This is a genomic window from Mucilaginibacter sp. (assembly GCF_965201005.1).
Classification (GTDB): Bacteria; Bacteroidota; Bacteroidia; order Sphingobacteriales; family Sphingobacteriaceae; genus Mucilaginibacter_A.
This window is the reverse complement of sequence record NZ_OZ241747.1, coordinates 3096830-3115529: the sequence shown is the minus strand read 5'-3', so window position 1 is coordinate 3115529 and position 18700 is coordinate 3096830. Positions and strand designations below refer to the sequence as shown.

Sequence of the window (18700 nt, the reverse complement as noted above, 5' to 3'; positions counted from 1 at the left end):
AGTTAAAAAGACGTTTTCGTTATTTATACCGATAAAAGAAGCATGGAAACTTTCAGTTTTTTAATCGATAAAAACAGCATCGGTCATAAATCAGACCGCCGGTTCCTGCTGGCTCAAACAATGGAAGCTGCCCAAGCCCCAGATAATATCCGTGGAATCTATGCCTGCAACTTTACGGCCAGGAAAGCATTCTTGTAAAATCTGCAAAGCTTTTTCGTCGTTTTTATCGCGATAAGTTGGCACGATGACTGCTTTGTTTGCAATATAAAAGTTGGCGTAACTTGCTGGTAACCTTGTACCTTCCCAAATTACAGGTGATGGCATCGGCAGTTCGATAACTTGGAGTTTACGGCCATCCAAAAGTTTCATTTCTTTCAGTTTTTGGAGATTTTGCTGTAAGATGTGATAGTTTTCGTCTTCCGGGTTTTCCTCCACAACCGTTACCACCGTGTCTTCATTTACAAAACGCGTGATGTCGTCAATATGGCCGTCGGTATCATCGCCCACAATACCGTCGCCGAGCCACAAAACCTGCTGTACGCCATAATATTTTTTGAGGTAATCTTCAATTTGATTTTGGTCGAGGTGCGGGTTACGGTTTTTGTTGAGCAGACAGGCCGTGGTAGTCAAAACCGTGCCTTTTCCGTTAAACTCCACAGAACCGCCTTCCATGATAATTCCAGGTTCGTAAAGAGGAAGATCAAAGCATTCCGCAATTCGAGTTGGAATAATATCATCCAGATTAAAAGGCGGATATTTATTTCCCCAAGCATTATAATTCCAATCCAACACCAATTTTTGTGGCATAAAAGAAGCATCGCGGTTTACCAAAAACGCCGGGCCATGATCGCGGCACCATGCGTCGTTGGTAGGGAAATGATAGAATTCGACCTGACTTAAATCAGCCCCAACTTTCTGTAATTCCGCTTTTGCAAAAGCTTCCATTTCGGCATTGGCAACATTAATCCTAACCAATTCTCCCGCTGCAATGATCTTTATAAATTCGCAATATGGTTTATATATCAACTCTATTTTCCCCGGCCAGGAATCGTTTTTATGCGGCCAGCTTAACCAGGTTGCTTCGTGTTTTTTCCATTCGGCGGGGAAGTAATAGCCTTGTTCTTGCAAATTAGTCTTCATCAATCAATCTTTTAGTTATTGGTTGATAAGAATCGATCCGGCGATCACGCAAAAACGGCCAATGTGTACGGTAACGATCCGTTTCTGCTAAATCCAGTTCTTGCACAATCACTTCCTCGTCATCGTGCGAAGCCTGGTAAATCACCGTTCCGAACGGATTGGAGACGAACGATCCGCCCCAAAATTTTACACCGGCTTCCTCTCCTACGCGGTTCACACTTACCACATGCACGCCGTTGGCTACGCCGTGCGATCGCTGGATGGTTTGCCAGGCATTGTATTGTTCAGTATTTGTTGGCAGGTCCTGCTCGATTGACCAACCGATTGCTGTTGGATAAAACAAAATTTCCGCGCCCATCAAAGCCGTAATCCGCGCAGCTTCCGGATACCATTGATCCCAGCAAATCAACACGCCAAAAGTTGCATATTTGGTTTTCCAGACTTTATAGCCCAAATCGCCTGGCGTAAAGTAGAATTTTTCGTAAAAACCAGGATCGTCCGGGATGTGCATTTTGCGGTATTTGCCCAGATATTTTCCGTCGGCATCAATTACAGCGGTTGTATTATGGTACAAACCCTGCGCACGTTTTTCAAACAAAGAAGCAATAATCACCACATTCAACTCGGCGGCAACTTTGGAAAGTCCGTCGGTTGACGGGCCGGGAATGGGTTCTGCCAACTTAAAATTTTCATAATTTTCCTCGTCACAAAAATAAAGCGACGTAAAAAGTTCCTGCAAACACACAATCTGCGCGCCTTTTCCGGCCGCTTCACGCACCTTTCCAATTGCTTTTTGCAGATTCGCTTCTTTATCTGCCGTGCAGGTCATCTGCACTAATCCAACATTAACTTTCGCCATAACTTGTTTTATCCGGCCACAAAAATAAGATTAAGATCAAAGCGGCGCAATAGAGGTTTGAGGTGTGAACTATCAGCTATGAACCATCAACCATTAACCGCATACTGTTTTTATCAACCTAAAATTACCCGATATTCAACCAGCAACTATTCACTTTCAACTAATTCTCTATTTTGTTATTTTTGCCGTTGATGGCCGAAACGGAAGTACTCACACCAAAAACCAGCAAACAGGTTTTCTGGGATGTTGTAAAAACAATCCTGAAAGTGGGTTTTACAAGTCTGCTGCTTTATTTAGTGTTGAGCAAAATTGATTTTCAAAAAGTAAAATACACGCTTTCTGCAGCCAATCCGCTGTATTTGCTGCTGGCCGTTCTTACGTTTTTTGCATCGCAAATGGTTGCCTCATCGCGGCTGCTTAGTTTTTTTAAGTCGATCCATTTGCGGCTGGGCTACGTGTTCAACCTGCGTTTGTACATGCTTGGTTTGTTTTACAATTTATTTTTGCCGGGCGGTATTGGCGGCGATGGTTACAAAATCTGGCTGCTCAACAAAAACTATAAATTGCCCGCAAAAAGCGTTTTTTGGGCGATATTTTTCGACCGGTTAAGCGGGCTTTGGGCCATTGGGTTGATTGTGGTCGCACTGATCGGTTTTCTGCCCCAAATCCAGATTCACCTGGCCATTCCGCTCAGTGTTTTTTTAGTTGGTACCACAGCTTATTATTTTGTGGCGAAATATTTTTTTAAAGAATACACACACTTCTTTTTTGAAGCACACGCCAAAGCTATTGTGGTGCAGTCCATGCAGGTAATCACGGTACTTTTTGTGCTGCTGGCATTGCATTACAACGGCAAGTTTTCGCCTTATTTATTTACTTTTCTGGTGGCTTCGCTGTCGGCAGTTGTGCCATTTTCGGTTGGCGGTTTGGGGTTGAGGGAATACATATTTGTGCACTTTGCGCCATTTTTCAATATGGACCCAAATTTGGCCGTAGTGGTTAGTTTGCTGTTTTATCTTACTTCGGCGGTGGTTTCTTTGCTGGGGATTTATTACGTTTTCAACACCAAACGCTTAAACGAAGGCTTGCCCAAACCAGTAGAAACTGAAATTTTACCCGATAAAAACAGCATCGATCAACCATGAACATTATCATCAGCGGGGCCAGCAGCGGCATTGGCTTTGAAGCCGTGATTGAACTGGCACAGCAAAGCGGGCACAAAATTATCGCCCTGGCCCGGTCCGAAGACAAGCTGGCACACCTGCACGAAATTGCCCAAAGCCTCAACCCGGATTGCGTTTTGTACCCTGTTGCGTTTGATATTGTGCACGATGACTACCAGGATTTGCAGGCTTTTGTGCAAAGCCGGCTGGACGGAAAAATTGATATTTTGATCAATAACGCCGGCGCACTCATCAACAAACCTTTTGCAGAGCTGGGCGAGGCCGATTTTGTGGAAATGCTGCAAAGCAATTACCTCGGCCATGTGCGCATCATCCGGGCGATGCTGTTTTTACTGGCAAAAAACTCGCATATTTTAAATATCGGCAGCATGGGCGGCTTCCAGGGAAGCGCAAAGTTTGTAGGCTTATCGGCTTATTCGGCCAGCAAATCTGCCCTGCACACCTTGACCGAATGTTTGGCCCAAGAACTCGCCCCACAGCAAATCAAAGTAAACTGTTTGGCTTTAGGATCAGCACAAACCGAAATGCTGGAACGCGCTTTTCCGGGCTACGAATCGCCGGTTCCGGCTTTTGAAATGGGAAAATACGTAGCCGATTTTGCACTGTCCGGCCATCAATTTTTTAACGGAAAAGTGTTGCCCGTTGCGTTGAGCACACCCTAAATTTTAGTGCATAAAAGAAGCATCTGCAAACCCCAGATGCTTCTTTTACCGCCTTAAAATTATGCTGACTTTTTGCCGCCCAGCATCAAAATTTCGTTCACCACAATTTCGGTTATGTAGCGTTTGGTGCCTTGTTTATCGGTATAATTTCGGGAAGCGAGTTTACCTTCAATGCTGATCTCGTCGCCTTTTTTCAGGTAGCTTTCCGCAATTTCGGCTTGCTTGCCCCACAGCACAAGGTTGTGCCATTGCGTTTCGGTCACTTTTTCGCCTTTTTGGTTGTGGTACGTTTCGTTGGTGGCCAGGGCCAGTTTTGCCATCTTTTTGTTTTGGTCAAAGTTTTTCACTTCCGGGTTAGTGCCCAGGTTTCCTACCAGGCGTACGCTGTTTTTTAAAGTGCTCATCGTTTTATTTTTTGTTTTGAACTGATGGTACAAAGATGCGGCAGGTTGGTTATCTTAGTCGGATAATAAGCGGTTATAAATGCGTATTATCGTTTGTAACCGTTTGCAAATGGATAAAGTGCGCCAATAAGAGAGTTGGCTGTAATGGTGGAAAACGAATACCGAAAAATTAAAAGCTTTGAAAAATGACTTATGCAATTTTATTTGTTGTAATAATCATAATTGGTTATTTCCTTTCAAGACAAAAATCTAAAACTGACGAAATTTCAACTCTTGAACAAAATGAAAGATCAAAGAATGAAAGTTTCTTTAGTTCAGTTATTCAAAATGAAACTTCTGAAAATGGAAAGAAATCCTTAATCAATATAAAGAAAGTTTTTGACGATGGAGAAAGTTATAACTATTTAGATTTATTATACAAAAGTGGAGTTCCACACGAGATTGCTTATTCAAAAAATTCAAATTTGATAAATTCATATTTAGGGTTTAAAAAAGATATTTCAAAAGATTTATTCAACGTTATGAGTTTAGATATTTCTGAAAGAAATAGACTTGCAACAAGTGAGCTTCCAACAATTAAAGATGCTTTTTCAAAATTCAAGGTTGCTTTGAAAGACAATGAAATATTACATTATCAATTTAACAACATTTATATGTTTCAAGAAAAAACCATCAAGAGAAATGTCAATTATTCAGGTGTAAGATGGAATAATGGACCTTTACGAATGGGAAATGTAACATATTCAACAAATGACATCAAAGATTGGCTTCCGCAAGATTTTGGAAGATTATTCATTACAAATAAGAGAATAATATTTGTTGGAAAACAGAAAAACATTTCGGAAGAATTATCAATAAATTCTATTGTTGATTATTATGTATATAAAGATGGGATTCTAATTTGCAGGAATAAGAGAAAAAATTTATTATTCAAAGAATCACAATTTAAAAATTATGGACAACCTGCAGATGATTATGCTTTCATTATGAATGACTTTCCAGTAAAATTTACAACAATAATTAATAGAATTGCGAACTAAAACCACTACACCTAACATTGGTTTGGCAAAAAACTGGCCGACGGATTAAACATCAACTTTTATTTTGTTATTTTGCTTCAGTTTCAGCAGAAGGAACATAAATTTAGCCGATAAAAGAAGCATCAACATTTAATTATAAATTTAACTTTGGTTTTGGGGCTGACGGGTTTCAAATTCCAGTTCTTCGCCAAGCCCTTTCCGTTGTGCGTCACCTACCGACCACTCGCCGTTCGACAAAAACTTCTTAAATTTGGTACATGCAAGCACAGGTAGAAATCGGTTTTGATCAATTAGTTCAATTGGTTAAAAGACTTCCACAAACACAGTGGACAAAACTTAAACAAGAAGTGGAAATGCCACCCGTTGTTGACCAGGAAAGGGAGGATTTTAGGAATTTCTTGTTGAATGGCCCTACATTTTCAAAAAAGCAGTTGGATACAATTGCAGATACACGAAAAAAAATTGATGAATGGCGGACAATCTAATTTTAGCAGATACTTCTATCTTGATAGACTATTTTCGAAAAAGTGATAAATCAAATTCGGTACTTATCGCTTTATTTGACCAAGGTTACGATTTTTCTATTTCCGCAATAACACATTACGAAATCTATTCGGGTGCAACCGTCCATCAAATGCCGTTTTGGACTGGTTTATTGAATAGGACAAAAGTTCTGCCATTTGACGAGGCCGTTTCGCAAATTGCCATAAACCTCAACTCGGCTTTAAAAAGTAAACGGAAGCAAATTGGAATGGCAGACTTATTTATTGCAGCAACATCTATTTCTCACAATTTGACACTATCAACATTAAACAAAAAGCATTTCGAACGGATTGACGGATTAAGTTTAATAGAATAAGGCGAACGCACAACATTGGTTTGGCAAAAAACTGGCCGAAGGAAGTTATTGAACTTTTATTTGCTATTTTGCTTCAGTTTCGGCAGAAGAAATAAAATTTAGCCGGTAAAAGAAGCATCAGCATTTGTTTATTAATTTAACTTTGGTTTTGGCCGACGGGCTTCAAATACCAGTCCTTCGCCAAGCCTTTTCCGTTGCCTGTAATGCTACACAAAACGTACCCTAACAACAAAAAGAATTATTATTTTTTATTGAACTAAATAAATTTCTAAAAAAATTAGATTATTGTTGTTGTGTATATTATGTTTTTGACAACATATTAATTAAAAATGAGAAAATTAGATTTTGCATCTATACAAGTAAGAGATTTAAAAGTATCAAAGCCTTTTACAGAGACAAATTAGGATTTGAGTTATCAGAAATTAGCAATCCTGAAGCCTGTATTTTAAAATACAACAAAGGCGAGGCAAGTTTTGCCATTAGAAAACCGATTGAAAATTTAGACGGAAAAGAGTTAGGCGTTGGTGCTTCGCATTGGTTTGCTATTGATGAAAATATTGAAGAATTACAAAGCCAACTTTCAGAAAAAGGAGTTACAATTTTAGGAACAATCAACAATACGCCTTTTGGAAAAACATTGATGGTAAAAGACCCAGACGGTTATATCATTACATTTTTGGAAACAAAATACGATTATCAACAATGATTAACAGAGAAACAAAATATTGGGTAATTGTGGCATCAAAAGACCACGTAAAAAATGTCATCGAAGCAGAAATTGCGCAAGCCTGACATGGAAAATCATCGCCACTAAAAAGAATGAAAAAAGGAGACTTTGTTGTTTATTATTCGGGAAAGCAAACGATGGATAAACCTGAAAAATGTCAAGAATTTACTGCATTAGGAAAGGTAATTGACGATGAAACCTATGAATTTCATGTTTCGGAAGATTTTTGTCCTTCAAGACGAAATATTGAATTTTTTAAGTGTAAAGACCTATTCATTCTTCCTTTGATTAATGATTTAGATTTTATTCCAAACAAAAAAAGTTGGGGTTATCCGTTTCGGTTTGGCTTCTTTGAAATCAACCAACACGATTTTGAATTAATTTCGTCACAAATGCTTCAACAAGATTATGCCTAAAGAAATTGAATTTCATTTTAAATATCCAACGGATAGCCCAGGTTATTTGCTTGGACAACTAACCATGTTGTGGCAACGCAAACAGAAAAAGGTTTTAGATCCTTTAAATTTGACACAAACGCAATTTGTATTGCTTGCGGCATTAGGTTGGCTTTCAAAAAAAAGTAAATCTGTAATGCAGGTTGACATTGCCAATCAAAGCAATGCGGGTAGAATGATGGTATCTAAAGTATTGCGGAACTTGGAAGAAAAAAGTTTTATAACCAGACAAGAACACGAAACAGATACCAGGGCAAAAACAATTACAATGACTTCGAATGGCAAAAAGATTTTACAAAAAAGCACTCATTGAGATTGAAAATGCTGACCTGGATTTTTTTCCGCGTTGAACAACAAACTGCCGTCGTTTAATAAAAATATGCTGCAACTAATTGACAGCAATAGTGGTTGAGATCAAAAGGCTGTCCATACGCTCAGGAATGATACTTCGGAATATTTAATCTCGTCTGACTAAAATTCAAAGTAAACAATAATTATTATCTAGACAAAGGTATAACCCATGTTGCAAATAATAACAAGCAGTTGTATTTACCAAAAATGAAAACTTAAAAAAAGATTTTACCATCACAAAATACTTTGATGAAAAATAGAGAAACCAAGTACTGAATCATCGTTGCCTCGAAAGACTACGTAAAAAAATTGAATTTCTGAAGCATTGCACAGGTAGGGCACGGAAAGGAAGCACCCCTAAAAAGAATGCACAAAGGAGATTTTGTCATTTATTATTCCGGTAAAAAAACATTGGAAGGACAGGAAAAATGTCAGGAGTTTACGGCATTGAGCGAAGTAACGGATGGAGAAATTTATCAGCAAACCGTTTCCGAGAACTTTAAACCCTTCCGCAAAAGGGTAAAATTGATGGATCAGAGAGATGTTTCGATTTTACTACTCATTCCAAATTTAGAGTCTATTAAAAATAAAGAAAAATGGGATTCAATTTTAGATATGGATTTTTTGAAATGGGCGAAAAAGATTTTAAATTGATAGAAAAGGAAATGCTTAATTAAACTTTATCTTTGATCTGATCAACTAAAATTCTTAAAAAATTAATTAAAAAAACTATCGCAATCAAAGTTTTAAGTGAAATTCTCATCAATGCAACACCTCAAAAAATTTATTCAATCCTGAAGAATTTCAAGGATTTTCCAAATTGGAATCCCTTTATTACGAGTATTTCAGGCGACCTAGAGGTGGGCAAATGTCTGGCAGTTACCATCTCACCACCCAACTCAAGTAAGAACAGTTTTAACCCAAAAGTTTTAATAGTTGACAAAGACGAACAGATCAGTTGGTTGGGTATTTTGCTTTTCAACGATATTTTTAATGGTGAACATCACCTTGTCCTAAATGATAATGGAAATGGAACTACTGCTTTTAAACAATACGAAAATTTCACAGGAATGTTGGTTCCATTATTAAAAACTAAACTGGAAGTCAATACCAAAAAAGGTTTTGAACTGATGAACGAAGTGCTGAAAGAGTTGGCGGAGAAGAATTAAGGTTTGTTAAAAACCCACCTCGCTGAATTTTTTAATCCAATTTGCCCATCATTGATTTGCCTACAACAAGCCTTGATTTGATTAGGTAAGCAAACTTTGAGCTCGCCATCTTTGCAGTATCAAAAAACAATTAATTAAAAAAACAGAAAAATGGATACAAAAAAAGTATGGTTTGTCACAGGTGCTTCAAAGGGTTTAGGTTTGGCCTTGGTAAAAAAATTATTGGCCGAAGGTTATCCGGTAGCAGCAACTTCACGGAATTTTGCTGACCTGCAAACAGCTGTTGACCAAAATTCTGCAACATTTCTGCCTTTGGAAGTAGATTTGACCGATGAAAATTCAGTTGAAAACGCTGTTTCAAAAACACTTGAAAAATTCGGAAAATTAGATGTTATAGTAAACAATGCCGGTTACGGACAGATGGGTACTTTGGAAGAAGTTACTGATCTGGAAAGCCGTCAGAATTTCGACACCAACGTTTTCGGTTCCTTAAATGTCATCCGAAAAGTAATGCCTTATTTAAGAGCGCAAAAAAGTGGTTCCATCATCAACATCGCATCCATTGGTGGACTGGCAGGAGATTTTGCGGGTTGGGGAATTTACTGCGCAACAAAATTTGCTGTTGTGGGTTTTACAGAAGCTTTAGCCGCTGAAATTAAAGAATTCGGAGTGAACGCCACCGTTGTTTACCCGGGATATTTTAGAACTGATTTTCTTAAAGGTAGTTCACTTCGGGCGTCAAAAATCGAACTTGATTCCTATACCGTAGCAAGAGAAATTCAGGCGACACACCAAAAAGACATTGACGGAAACCAACCGGGAAATCCCGAAAAAGCCGCCTCAGCGTTGATAGAATTGGCAAAAATGGAAAAGCCGCCTGTACATTTGACTTTAGGTTCTGATGCTTTCCGTATCGCTGGCGAAAAGTTGACCGCACTTCAGGATGAATTTTCTGCCAACGAAAGTTTAAGTATATCTACTGATTATTAATTTACAAGGGCAATGGTTTTTAGCTGTTGCCCTTAATTTTTAGCTTATGAATAACAGGAAATTATATACCATAAATACAGTTTCAGAGTTCCACCGAATTGCAGGATTGCCAAAACCACAACATCCGCTGATAAGCCTGGTTGATTATGGTTTGGTAGAATATCAAATTGAAGAATCCGAAATTAGTTGGGTTCAGGATCTTTATTGCATTGGATTAAAACGGGATATGCAGGGAAAACTCAATTATGGGCAAAGTAAGTATGACTTTGATGAAGGCCTGATGTCTTTTGTTGCGCCTAATCAGGTTGTAAAATTGAACATCAGCAAATCTGAAAAAAAACCTTCCGGATTTCTGTTAATCATTCACCCCGATTTTATCTGGAATACAGTTTTGGCGAAAACAATAAACAACTACAAATTTTTTGGTTATGATGTAAATGAAGCCCTGTTTCTTTCGGAAAAAGAAGAGGAAACGCTTTTAGGAATTTTTAAAGGAATTGAAAAAGAATATCAAGTTGGCATTGACCAATTTACACAAAACATCATCATTTCACAGATCGAGGTAGTTTTAAATTATTGCGAACGATTTTATCAACGGCAATTCATTACCCGAAAAAAGGGAAGTCATCAAATACTGGACAGACTGGAAAATATCCTCAATCAATATTTCAACAGTGAAGATATCATTAGCAAAGGTTTGCCCACTGCACAGCACATTGCACTAACACTAAACATATCACCAAATTATTTGGGAAGTTTACTTAAATCTTTGACCGGACAAACCACGCAGCAACACATCCACGAAAAATTAATTGAAAAAGCAAAGGAAAAACTATCCGCCACAAATCTGTCTGTAAGCGAAATAGCCTACGAACTAGGATTTGAGCATCCACAATCTTTCAGTAAATTGTTTAAAACCAAGACGAATCAAAGTCCGTTGGCGTTTAGGCAGTCGTTTAATTAGACGGGGAAAAACCTAAAATTTGGCAGCGAAATTCAATTTACGAAACGAGTACAAAAGAACTAACGATAGATTGTACACATCATTTTTATCCAATTTTGTTTTAAGCTTTAACCTATAAGAATAAATCAATGTTCGATTAACGGGCCCAAAAACTATTTTGCTATGGAAATTAAACCACTTGGTAATTATGCGCTAATTTGTTTGTCGATTCTTCTTCTTTCCTGTGCAGCGACGGGAAAAAATGAAAAAGACGATCAATATTCTGACGAATCAAAAGAACTAACCGCCCGATATTTTGACAGATGGAAAAATGAAGGTAAGAGTTTTTTTGATCTTTTGGATGAAAATGCAATTTGGACCGTAGCCGGACGATCGCCCGTTTCCGGTATATATTATGGAAAAGATGATTTTATGAAAAGAGCCGTGCAGCCTGTTTTAGCACAACTCGCTTCGCCTCTGCAGCCACAACTCATAAGTCTTACTTCAGATCGTCAATATGTATGGTTACATTTTAAAGCAAAAGCATTTGCAAAAAATGGCAATTCCTATGAAAACACCTATCTCTGGAAGATGGAATTTAAGAATAGAAAAATAATCGCAGGAGTTGCCTTTTTAGATACGTATGAATTGGCTTCACTTCTCAACTTAAAACAAAAGGAAACAGCAATGCAGGAAACAATAGAACAAACTAAAGGCTATTTAGGAATGTGGGTTACAAAAGACGGCCATATTCGTCAGGAATTATTACCAAATAATCGTTACGATGAAGCACGTGGAAACCGCAAAAGTGCTTATCAGGGAAAATTTAAGGTTTCGGGCAATCATATCGAATACGTGGATGACACCGGATTTTCAGCAGATGGGGAATTTGCAGATGAAAAAACATTGCATCACGGTGGATATATTTTTTACAAGGAAGAAAAATAATTTTCGTTAATTCAACAAAGCGGATCGCAGTTTTTATTTGATCGCCTTAACAGGAAATAACCGCTATTGTTGATCTGTAGAAACGATTAAAAATGAAATAATCACAGGCGGGTACGAAATTTTTCAATCTGCCTTTTTTAAACTAAAAAATAAAAATATGCCTTTAATCTATTTTAATTGTCCCGAAAAAACATTTACCGAAAAAGCCAAAAATACCATGGCAATGGAACTTACAGAACTCGCGCACCGAATAGAAGGAATACCGCATACAGAAGAAGCAAAAAATAAATGCTGGATCTATTTCAATGAATTTCCTAAAACCAATGTTTTTCGGGGTGGGAAAATTATTAATGAAAATATTTTAAGTTTGGAAGTAAATGCGTTTAAAGGTGGACTTGACGAGGAACAAAAATTAGAATTCATTCAAAAATTTACGGAAAGAATCCGGTTTTATGCGACCAATGTAAATGATGACGAAGTGCCGGTTTACATTATTTTCCGGGATGTAGATTTCTGCAATTGGGGCGTTAGCGGAAAGACAATTACTATGGATGATGTGAAAAATGAAAGCGGAAGTTAACCCCAAAAGACCGTTTAGATTTTACGCCCGGCCACACATTGTTATTAAATCTGATAAAAAAATAATGGTGCTGAAATCCTACCGCGAAATATAAATAAATGATTTTATATCTTTTATTCTTTTCAGTTTGGTATAAATGATCGTTTGGATAAGTCCGATATTTTCGGGCTGACAACAAACCTGTTCGATATTTTAGAGGAAAGCGGAACGTCAAGAATTACAACGGTTGCTGGCAATCCGACTTTTTTTAAAAAATTCAAAACTGAATTTTGAAGACTTGCAGACAACAAATAAATTTAATGGATTAACGGCAACGTCAAATGCGATGTTTGCCCGCTTGTTCTTTACTTTTGAGTTGGCGAATAGTTAGCGGGAACTTATTTAACTTGCACATAAAATAAAGAAATAGAAACTCACGGCAATCTTACCAATCGTTCGGTAAACAAATTTTCCTATCTTTGACGAATGAGACCTCAAAAAGTAAATGACGAAGAATTATTGATTTCCCTAACTAAAGTATTCAGGGAACGAGGTTATGAAGGTACAAGCATAAAAGAATTGTCTGACTTAACCGGTTTAAAAAAAGCAAGCCTCTATCATAGATTTCCAAATGGAAAGCAGGAAATGGCCGCATCTGTCCTTGAATACATTGGTAAATGGGTGGCGGACAATATTTTCCACGCATTTACGAACGAAGCAGACACTTATAAGACAAGACTTAAAAACGGGATGTTTCAAATAAGAAAATTGTATGAGGGTGGAAAAAATCCTTGTATTCTTAAGGCTTTATCTACACAAAATGGAATGGAATTATTTCATCAGAGTATTAGCAAAGGGATGAAAGAATGGGTTGCGGCTTTTATAAATCTTGGTTTATCGATGGAATTTACGAAACAAATGGCAGAAGAAAAAGCAATACAAACACTCATCGATATACAGGGAAGTCTTATTTTAAGTAAGACTTTAGACAATGCTACAATTTTTGAAAGCACATTGAAAAAAATAGAAAATAGGTATTCATAAAAAATTATGAAAAATCGGCACCGAATGTTCGGTAATAGGGTGCCATAGTTTTGCCCTTTTAATTGACTTAAAATTAAATATATACAATTAATCAACTACTTATTTTTTGATGGTTTCAATCATCATAATGAATAAAATAATTACAATTTAATCGCATAGCAAATCACAAAAATATCTAAAATGAAAGCAACAAAATTTAAAATACTTAACGCAGATGGTGTAAACATAGCGTACAGGGAGGCTGGAAATCCGCAAAATCCTGCCATCGTTCTGTTACACGGATACCCCGCTTCCTCTCATCAATACCGGAATGTGCTGGAGGGATTGTCTGATGATTATTATCTGATTGCGCCTGATTATCCGGGTTTTGGAAACAGCGATTTCCCTTCGCCTGACGAATATGAGTATACTTTTGATAATCTGGCTAAAACAATGGATTCCTTTCTGGAGAAAAAAGAATTAAAATCATACGCCATTATGATGCAGGATTACGGGGCGCCTATTGGTTTTAGAATTGCTGTTGCACATCCTGAAAGAGTAACTGCCATCATCACGCAAAATGGGAATGCTTATGAGGAAGGGCTTGGAAAAGGGTGGGAGCCAATCAGAGCGTTGTGGGCCAATAGAAATGAACAAACAGAAACTTCGTTGTTACCCGCTTTTACCTTGGAAGGTTTAAAATGGCAATATACGCATGGAACGAGGAATGAAGAAAACATCAACCCCGATTCCTGGCATTTGGATTACCTGAATATGTGCAGACCCAATGCGCAAAAGGTTAATTTAGATTTGTGGTTTGACTACCAAAATAATATCAAACAATATCCTGTATGGCAAAAGTATCTTAGAGAAAACCAACCACCAATGCTTATTGTATGGGGGAAAAATGATGAATATTTTCCTGAGAGTGGCGCACAGGCATTTAAAAAAGACCTTAAAGAAATTGACTACAATATTTTTGATACCGGACACTTTGCATTAGAAGAAGATGGCGTTAAAATCATAGAAAAAATCAGAACTTTTATGGATAAGAATAGTGAAGTTGGCAATATATAAAAAGCAAAATTGGCGGCATAAAATAAATATGGTGAACCAACTTAAAGAAAAAAAATTTCTGATCACCGGCGGAAGTTCGGGCGTGGGAAAAGCAACCGCAATCGGGCTGGCTCAAAAAGGGGCTAAGATCATAATTGTCAGTCGTGATGCAGAAGCGAGTACGAAGACGTTGCAAGAAATAGCGCAACGCACAGGAAATGACAAAGGTGAATACCTAATAGCAGACCTTTCCCTTCAATCATCCGTTAAAAAACTGGCGGAGGAATTTAAGAGAAAAATACGACAACCTGCACGTTTTGGCAAACTGTGCGGGAACAATTTTTGGTGAGAAAAAAATGACCGCGGAAGGAATAGAGCGGACTTTCACCGTGAATTATATGAGCAATTTCTGGCTGACAACAAACCTGCTCGATATTTTGAAGGAAAAGTGGAGAATCAAGAATCATTACGGTTGCTGGCAATCCCACTTTTTTAAAAACGCAAAATTGAATTTTGATGATTTACAGAGCGTAGAGAAGTTTAACGGATTAACGGCAACCTCAAATGCGATGTTTGCCCGCTTGTTCTTTACTTTTGAGTTGGCGAGAAGATTGGAGGAAACTAAAGTCACCGCCAATGCATTTAATCCGGGTGTTATTAAATCTAAACTTTTGGCCGGATCCGCGTGGTATCTCAAACTTTTGGGTGTACTGTATAAACCATTTGAAAAAGACATTTGTGATGTATCAACCTGGCTTTCTACATCCGATGAAGTGCAAAATGTTTCGGGTAGATTCTTTGATAAAGACAGGGAAATTGTACCTTTTCACGAAAAATTTGATGCTGCAATAGGGAAAAGGTTGTGGACGATGTGCGAACAAATTTCAGGCAATTAGAAATTCTGACCTTTGTTAGGTAAAGAAATCTTTAACTAAAATACAATGAACAGCGATGCATTCAGCGGAATAATCGGCGCCATCAACAATTTCTGCAAACCAAGCGGGAAGGAAATGGAAGAAATCGCGTCTTACTTCAAAATTATTCCTCTTAAAAAAGATGGTTTTTTCCTCAAAGAAGGACAAGTTTGCAAAAATATCGGCTTTTTAAATTCAGGAGAGATAAGACATTTTTATAGAGCAAAAGAAAATGACGTCACCCGTTGGATTTCTTTTGAAAACGATTTTGTAACTTCCTTGCGCAGTTTTATCCTGCAGATCCCAAGCATCGAAAATTTGCAGGTGCTTACCGATTGCGAACTGGTGGTAATTGACAGAAAAGCCTTTGACATTTTAATTGAAAAAAATATCGGATTCAAAGATTTTTACATCAAAGCCCTGGAATATAATTACATCACCATAGAAGACCGGGTCTTTAGTTTGATAGAAAAATCGGCAGAGGAACGTTTTGAATGGATGGCGAAAAATCAACTGCACTTTATCCAAAAAGTGGCGGTAATGTACACGGCCTCAATGTTAGGAATTACACCACGACACTTGAGCCGGCTACGAAGAAAATTCAAAGTGTAATTTCATTAATCTCATTTTCGGACAAATGTCCTTTTCCGCGACTGTTTTAATGACGAAATTTGTTCAATAAAAAAATAGAAATTATGGCAAAGAAAACAATTCTTATCACAGGAGCATCTTCAGGAATCGGAAAAGCAACGGCAATTTATTTTGCCCAAAAAGGCTGGAATGTTGCCGCAACAATGCGATTGAAAGAAGATACCGCTATGCCGGATTTTGAAAAATATCCGTCAATCAGCATTTTCAATCTTGATGTGAAGGATAATGAAAGCATCAAAAAAGCAGTTTCAGACGTAATTCAGAAATTTTCAGGGATTGATGTCTTGTTCAATAACGCAGGTTATTCGCTGGCCGGCGCATTTGAAGCCTCTACGGATGAGCAGATCAGAAAACAGTTTGACACCAACCTGTTTGGCGTAATGAATGTAACGCGGGCAGTTTTGCCACATTTTCGGGAAAGAAAAGCGGGAATAATTTTAAATACCACATCTTCCGGCGGCGTGCTTACGTTTCCACTTTACAGCGTTTACAATAGTTCAAAATGGGCACTGGAAGGATTTATGGAAGCACTGCAATATGAAGTAAGACAGTTTAAAATCGTGATTAAAAACATTGAGCCCGGCACCGTGAAAAGTGAGTTTGTAAACAATATTTCTTTTGTTTCAAATGTAGATTATGACCACTATGCGCAGAAAGTTCAACAAAATACTTTGGACAGTTACAAAGATGCGGCAACACCCGAATCTGTGGCGAAAGTGGTTTACAAAGCCGCAACGGACAACAGTTCTAAACTGCGGTATCCAGCAACTTCGCAGGCAAAATCTGCCTTCTTTTTCCGCTGGTTGCTGCCATTAAACATGTTCAATAAAATGGTATCTTCACAAGCAGAAAAAGAGATTAAGCGTTAACCTCAATTTGAAGAGCATTTTGAGCAGATGAACCACATCCCAATAGATAAATTACCGGAACAGGCCGATTTGAAGATTGACATTATGCGGTTTTCATTGCAGGATGCACCGTGTTATTATGATGAGGCAAACATCCAGCGCAACGATCATTATGTATTTCTTCTTTGTGAAGAAGGAAATGCAAACTTGAAGGTTGATTATAAAAATCACAGTTTATTTTCAGGCACTGTTTATTTTTCCATTCCGGGACAGATTGCCCACCCGATTTATGAAAATTGTATGGCGGGTTGGTATTTGGCAGTTGACAGTTCGTTAGTTTCTGCGCAATACAGAAATGTTTTTAATTCGCCTGTCGGCTCACAAATTCCTTTAAATTTAGATAAAGATATTTTGCGTCAGTGCCTTTCTATTTTAAATTTAATAAATATTCGAACCAAGTGCGGAGGAAAAAATTATTTTGATGTGCAGGCTACCAATGCGCTTTTGCAATCTTTTATCGCAATTGTTGCCGGTGCTTACAGCGAACAGGATAATTTTATTACCAAAAATCAAAATACTTCACAGATTATCAATGATTTCAAAACCTTGGTGTCGAAAGACTTTCGGACCCTTAAAACCACGTCTGATTATGCTCAAAAATTGAATATTACGCCAAATTATCTTAACGAAAGGGTGAAAAAGCATACCGGTTTTTCGGTAAGTTATTGGATCACGAGTGAAATTTTAATGGAAGCAAAGCGGTTGCTCAATCACACCGATTTAAACGTTAATGAAATTGCACAATCGATCGGCTTTGATGATGCTGCCTATTTTTCGAAGTTGTTTAAAAAGCATATTGAAATTACACCATCAGCGTTTCGTGCAAAGAACCTTGAATCGTACCCTAAAAGTGATAAAATGACCGTATATAATAGCTAACGAGTTTTGTAATATTGTTTTAACTAAAAATATGTATTATGAAAGTTAAATCTTTGTTCGAATTCAAGTTTTCTGATGACACTATTGAGGAGGGACTAACTCTTGCAAAAGGTATCGGCAACGATATGCCGCCGCTTGATGGTTACGTATCTCACGAGGTTGTGCAGGATGTAAAAGATCCAAACCATTTGATGGTGAATACGCTTTGGGATGATCAAAAAAAGGCGGAAGCAGTTTTATCGAAGTACAATAATGACGATAAAATAAAACTTGCTTCAAAACTGTTGAACAATAACGGGCCGACAGGTTTTATCGGTAAAATCCTTTAAAAACTTTTTTTTACTTTTTCAAAGTATGATTATTAATGAGATTTGTGGCGATAAGTTTTATCGTTACAAATCTCATTTTGTTATGCCAAAAAAACTATAGTATGCCTACCGCCGATATTCTATATTTTCTCTTTTCTGCCACGGCAACCATCATAGCAACACTGACGGGATTGCTTGGCGTTTTCTCAACTTTTCGACTGCAAAATATTGATGTTGAAATAACAATGCTTAAGGATCTTGTTTTGAACAGAAAAATGGATGGACTCACGTCTTTAAGCGAATTTATTGCCGATGAAAATTATCATCGGTTAGAAAAAATCTATGATCGCAACGAGGCGGGTATTGATTTGCTGGAGCAATCGATTTTGAATAATAATCTAAATGAAATCTTAAATAAATACGATCTCAGTAACCTTCGGAGCAACCAAAAAAGTTACGACACCATCAAGGCAATGACAATCCGAAGTTTTGCGCTTTCGTTGGTATTTGTAATCGGGAGTTTGCTCTTATTGGTATTTGCGAACTGGTTTATTTCGCTTCAAGGTTTTTACTGGTATATTACGATCTATTTTATGCTTATAGGAATATTATTATTGTTGTATGTGATCCAAATTGCCAAACTTATTGAATAACACTAACTGCACCCGTAG

General features: G+C 37.6%; 26 protein-coding genes and 1 pseudogene. 23 read left to right on the top strand and 4 right to left on the bottom strand.

All coding sequences use genetic code 11. The features are described from left to right. Positions 1-90: 90 nt before the first annotated feature. Entirely contained in the window at positions 91-1140 is a 1050-nt protein-coding gene (locus ACOFKR_RS14245; protein WP_419801472.1) for an agmatine deiminase family protein, read from the bottom strand. Then, on the bottom strand, positions 1130-1999 hold the full coding sequence (locus ACOFKR_RS14240; protein WP_419801471.1) for a carbon-nitrogen hydrolase: 870 nt from the start codon (positions 1997-1999) through the stop codon (positions 1130-1132). The genes ACOFKR_RS14245 and ACOFKR_RS14240 overlap by 11 nt, the downstream gene beginning before the upstream one ends. A 191-nt stretch (positions 2000-2190) precedes the next feature. On the opposite strand from ACOFKR_RS14240, the gene ACOFKR_RS14235 reads away from it, so the two are divergent. Together ACOFKR_RS14235 and ACOFKR_RS14230 are read left to right on the top strand one after the other, a co-directional pair. After that, positions 2191-3144 carry a lysylphosphatidylglycerol synthase transmembrane domain-containing protein gene (locus ACOFKR_RS14235; protein ID WP_419801470.1) on the top strand — a complete coding sequence of 318 codons (954 nt, stop codon included), beginning with the start codon at positions 2191-2193 and terminating at the stop codon, positions 3142-3144. Then, a complete protein-coding gene (locus tag ACOFKR_RS14230; protein WP_419801469.1) occupies positions 3141-3845 on the top strand; it encodes an SDR family NAD(P)-dependent oxidoreductase in 705 nt (234 codons plus the stop codon). The genes ACOFKR_RS14235 and ACOFKR_RS14230 overlap by 4 nt, the downstream gene beginning before the upstream one ends. Before the next feature lie 59 nt (positions 3846-3904). On the opposite strand, the gene ACOFKR_RS14225 is transcribed toward ACOFKR_RS14230, so the two are convergent. Next, positions 3905-4249 (bottom strand): single-stranded DNA-binding protein, encoded by a 345-nt coding sequence (locus ACOFKR_RS14225; protein WP_419801468.1) that lies wholly within the window; start codon positions 4247-4249, stop codon positions 3905-3907. A 185-nt stretch (positions 4250-4434) separates the two neighbouring features. Between ACOFKR_RS14225 and ACOFKR_RS14220 the strand changes: the two genes are divergently transcribed. After that, positions 4435-5289, top strand: a complete 855-nt coding sequence (locus tag ACOFKR_RS14220; RefSeq protein WP_419801467.1) for a hypothetical protein — start codon at positions 4435-4437, stop codon at positions 5287-5289. A gap of 141 nt (positions 5290-5430) precedes the next feature. On the opposite strand, the gene ACOFKR_RS14215 is transcribed toward ACOFKR_RS14220, so the two are convergent. Next, positions 5431-5556, bottom strand: a complete 126-nt coding sequence (locus ACOFKR_RS14215; protein WP_419801466.1) for a hypothetical protein — start codon at positions 5554-5556, stop codon at positions 5431-5433. Between ACOFKR_RS14215 and ACOFKR_RS14210 the strand changes: the two genes are divergently transcribed. From ACOFKR_RS14210 to ACOFKR_RS14115, 20 genes and pseudogenes are all read left to right on the top strand, one after another. Beyond that, on the top strand, positions 5547-5774 hold the full coding sequence (locus ACOFKR_RS14210; RefSeq protein WP_419801465.1) for a hypothetical protein: 228 nt from the start codon (positions 5547-5549) through the stop codon (positions 5772-5774). The two genes, ACOFKR_RS14215 and ACOFKR_RS14210, sit on opposite strands and share 10 nt — an antisense overlap. Next, positions 5759-6148 carry a type II toxin-antitoxin system VapC family toxin gene (locus tag ACOFKR_RS14205; protein ID WP_419801464.1) on the top strand — a complete coding sequence of 130 codons (390 nt, stop codon included), beginning with the start codon at positions 5759-5761 and terminating at the stop codon, positions 6146-6148. The genes ACOFKR_RS14210 and ACOFKR_RS14205 overlap by 16 nt, the downstream gene beginning before the upstream one ends. A 250-nt stretch (positions 6149-6398) precedes the next feature. Beyond that, entirely contained in the window at positions 6399-6854 is a 456-nt protein-coding gene (locus ACOFKR_RS14200) for a VOC family protein (protein WP_419803644.1), read from the top strand. Positions 6855-6961: 107 nt separating this feature from the next. After that, a pseudogene (locus ACOFKR_RS14195) lies at positions 6962-7291 on the top strand (EVE domain-containing protein); the annotation flags it as partial. Then, the gene (locus ACOFKR_RS14190; RefSeq protein ID WP_419801463.1) at positions 7284-7643 is read left to right on the top strand and encodes a MarR family winged helix-turn-helix transcriptional regulator; all 360 of its coding nucleotides are present in this window, start codon (positions 7284-7286) and stop codon (positions 7641-7643) included. The pseudogene ACOFKR_RS14195 and the gene ACOFKR_RS14190, both read left to right, overlap by 8 nt. A gap of 404 nt (positions 7644-8047) precedes the next feature. Then, on the top strand, positions 8048-8335 hold the full coding sequence (locus ACOFKR_RS14185) for an EVE domain-containing protein (RefSeq protein WP_419801462.1): 288 nt from the start codon (positions 8048-8050) through the stop codon (positions 8333-8335). 206 nt (positions 8336-8541) lie between these two features. Continuing rightward, positions 8542-8850: a hypothetical protein gene (locus tag ACOFKR_RS14180; RefSeq protein ID WP_419801461.1), complete on the top strand. Its 309-nt coding sequence runs from the start codon at positions 8542-8544 to the stop codon at positions 8848-8850. Between the two features lie 150 nt (positions 8851-9000). Next, on the top strand, positions 9001-9840 hold the full coding sequence (locus ACOFKR_RS14175; RefSeq protein ID WP_419801460.1) for an SDR family NAD(P)-dependent oxidoreductase: 840 nt from the start codon (positions 9001-9003) through the stop codon (positions 9838-9840). Between the two features lie 46 nt (positions 9841-9886). Then, a complete protein-coding gene (locus ACOFKR_RS14170; RefSeq protein ID WP_419801459.1) occupies positions 9887-10804 on the top strand; it encodes a helix-turn-helix domain-containing protein in 918 nt (305 codons plus the stop codon). A gap of 162 nt (positions 10805-10966) precedes the next feature. Further along, entirely contained in the window at positions 10967-11731 is a 765-nt protein-coding gene (locus ACOFKR_RS14165) for an Atu4866 domain-containing protein (RefSeq protein WP_419801458.1), read from the top strand. Between the two features lie 157 nt (positions 11732-11888). Then, positions 11889-12311, top strand: coding sequence for a tautomerase family protein (locus ACOFKR_RS14160; protein ID WP_419801457.1), 423 nt, complete (start codon positions 11889-11891; stop codon positions 12309-12311). A gap of 465 nt (positions 12312-12776) precedes the next feature. Further along, a complete protein-coding gene (locus ACOFKR_RS14155; protein WP_419801456.1) occupies positions 12777-13334 on the top strand; it encodes a TetR/AcrR family transcriptional regulator in 558 nt (185 codons plus the stop codon). A 180-nt stretch (positions 13335-13514) separates the two neighbouring features. Further along, positions 13515-14390, top strand: a complete 876-nt coding sequence (locus tag ACOFKR_RS14150; RefSeq protein WP_419801455.1) for an alpha/beta fold hydrolase — start codon at positions 13515-13517, stop codon at positions 14388-14390. Next, on the top strand, positions 14377-14718 hold the full coding sequence (locus tag ACOFKR_RS14145; protein ID WP_419801454.1) for an SDR family NAD(P)-dependent oxidoreductase: 342 nt from the start codon (positions 14377-14379) through the stop codon (positions 14716-14718). Before ACOFKR_RS14150 ends, ACOFKR_RS14145 begins: the two co-directional genes overlap by 14 nt. Further along, the gene (locus ACOFKR_RS14140; RefSeq protein WP_419801453.1) at positions 14687-15265 is read left to right on the top strand and encodes a hypothetical protein; all 579 of its coding nucleotides are present in this window, start codon (positions 14687-14689) and stop codon (positions 15263-15265) included. The genes ACOFKR_RS14145 and ACOFKR_RS14140 overlap by 32 nt, the downstream gene beginning before the upstream one ends. Positions 15266-15310: 45 nt before the next feature. Further along, positions 15311-15895: a Crp/Fnr family transcriptional regulator gene (locus ACOFKR_RS14135; protein ID WP_419801452.1), complete on the top strand. Its 585-nt coding sequence runs from the start codon at positions 15311-15313 to the stop codon at positions 15893-15895. An 83-nt stretch (positions 15896-15978) separates the two neighbouring features. Next, entirely contained in the window at positions 15979-16803 is an 825-nt protein-coding gene (locus tag ACOFKR_RS14130) for an SDR family oxidoreductase (RefSeq protein WP_419801451.1), read from the top strand. Between the two features lie 186 nt (positions 16804-16989). Next, complete coding sequence (locus ACOFKR_RS14125; RefSeq protein ID WP_419801450.1) at positions 16990-17721, top strand: helix-turn-helix domain-containing protein; 732 nt, start codon at positions 16990-16992, stop codon at positions 17719-17721. 38 nt (positions 17722-17759) lie between these two features. After that, positions 17760-18050 (top strand): hypothetical protein, encoded by a 291-nt coding sequence (locus tag ACOFKR_RS14120; RefSeq protein WP_419801449.1) that lies wholly within the window; start codon positions 17760-17762, stop codon positions 18048-18050. A gap of 101 nt (positions 18051-18151) precedes the next feature. Further along, positions 18152-18682: a hypothetical protein gene (locus tag ACOFKR_RS14115; protein WP_419801448.1), complete on the top strand. Its 531-nt coding sequence runs from the start codon at positions 18152-18154 to the stop codon at positions 18680-18682. Positions 18683-18700 lie beyond the last annotated feature (18 nt).

Excerpts from the sequence above, each read along its gene's own strand:
- ACOFKR_RS14245 (WP_419801472.1), bottom strand. The coding sequence starts at position 1,140 with ATGAAGACTAATTTGCAAGAACAAGGCTATTACTTCCCCGCCGAATGG.
- ACOFKR_RS14240 (WP_419801471.1), bottom strand. The coding sequence starts at position 1,999 with ATGGCGAAAGTTAATGTTGGATTAGTGCAGATGACCTGCACGGCAGAT.
- ACOFKR_RS14235 (WP_419801470.1), top strand. The coding sequence starts at position 2,191 with ATGGCCGAAACGGAAGTACTCACACCAAAAACCAGCAAACAGGTTTTC.
- ACOFKR_RS14230 (WP_419801469.1), top strand. The coding sequence starts at position 3,141 with ATGAACATTATCATCAGCGGGGCCAGCAGCGGCATTGGCTTTGAAGCC.
- ACOFKR_RS14225 (WP_419801468.1), bottom strand. The coding sequence starts at position 4,249 with ATGAGCACTTTAAAAAACAGCGTACGCCTGGTAGGAAACCTGGGCACT.
- ACOFKR_RS14220 (WP_419801467.1), top strand. The coding sequence starts at position 4,435 with ATGACTTATGCAATTTTATTTGTTGTAATAATCATAATTGGTTATTTC.
- ACOFKR_RS14210 (WP_419801465.1), top strand. The coding sequence starts at position 5,547 with ATGCAAGCACAGGTAGAAATCGGTTTTGATCAATTAGTTCAATTGGTT.
- ACOFKR_RS14205 (WP_419801464.1), top strand. The coding sequence starts at position 5,759 with ATGGCGGACAATCTAATTTTAGCAGATACTTCTATCTTGATAGACTAT.
- ACOFKR_RS14190 (WP_419801463.1), top strand. The coding sequence starts at position 7,284 with ATGCCTAAAGAAATTGAATTTCATTTTAAATATCCAACGGATAGCCCA.
- ACOFKR_RS14185 (WP_419801462.1), top strand. The coding sequence starts at position 8,048 with ATGCACAAAGGAGATTTTGTCATTTATTATTCCGGTAAAAAAACATTG.
- ACOFKR_RS14175 (WP_419801460.1), top strand. The coding sequence starts at position 9,001 with ATGGATACAAAAAAAGTATGGTTTGTCACAGGTGCTTCAAAGGGTTTA.
- ACOFKR_RS14170 (WP_419801459.1), top strand. The coding sequence starts at position 9,887 with ATGAATAACAGGAAATTATATACCATAAATACAGTTTCAGAGTTCCAC.
- ACOFKR_RS14165 (WP_419801458.1), top strand. The coding sequence starts at position 10,967 with ATGGAAATTAAACCACTTGGTAATTATGCGCTAATTTGTTTGTCGATT.
- ACOFKR_RS14160 (WP_419801457.1), top strand. The coding sequence starts at position 11,889 with ATGCCTTTAATCTATTTTAATTGTCCCGAAAAAACATTTACCGAAAAA.
- ACOFKR_RS14155 (WP_419801456.1), top strand. The coding sequence starts at position 12,777 with ATGAGACCTCAAAAAGTAAATGACGAAGAATTATTGATTTCCCTAACT.
- ACOFKR_RS14150 (WP_419801455.1), top strand. The coding sequence starts at position 13,515 with ATGAAAGCAACAAAATTTAAAATACTTAACGCAGATGGTGTAAACATA.
- ACOFKR_RS14135 (WP_419801452.1), top strand. The coding sequence starts at position 15,311 with ATGAACAGCGATGCATTCAGCGGAATAATCGGCGCCATCAACAATTTC.
- ACOFKR_RS14130 (WP_419801451.1), top strand. The coding sequence starts at position 15,979 with ATGGCAAAGAAAACAATTCTTATCACAGGAGCATCTTCAGGAATCGGA.
- ACOFKR_RS14120 (WP_419801449.1), top strand. The coding sequence starts at position 17,760 with ATGAAAGTTAAATCTTTGTTCGAATTCAAGTTTTCTGATGACACTATT.
- ACOFKR_RS14115 (WP_419801448.1), top strand. The coding sequence starts at position 18,152 with ATGCCTACCGCCGATATTCTATATTTTCTCTTTTCTGCCACGGCAACC.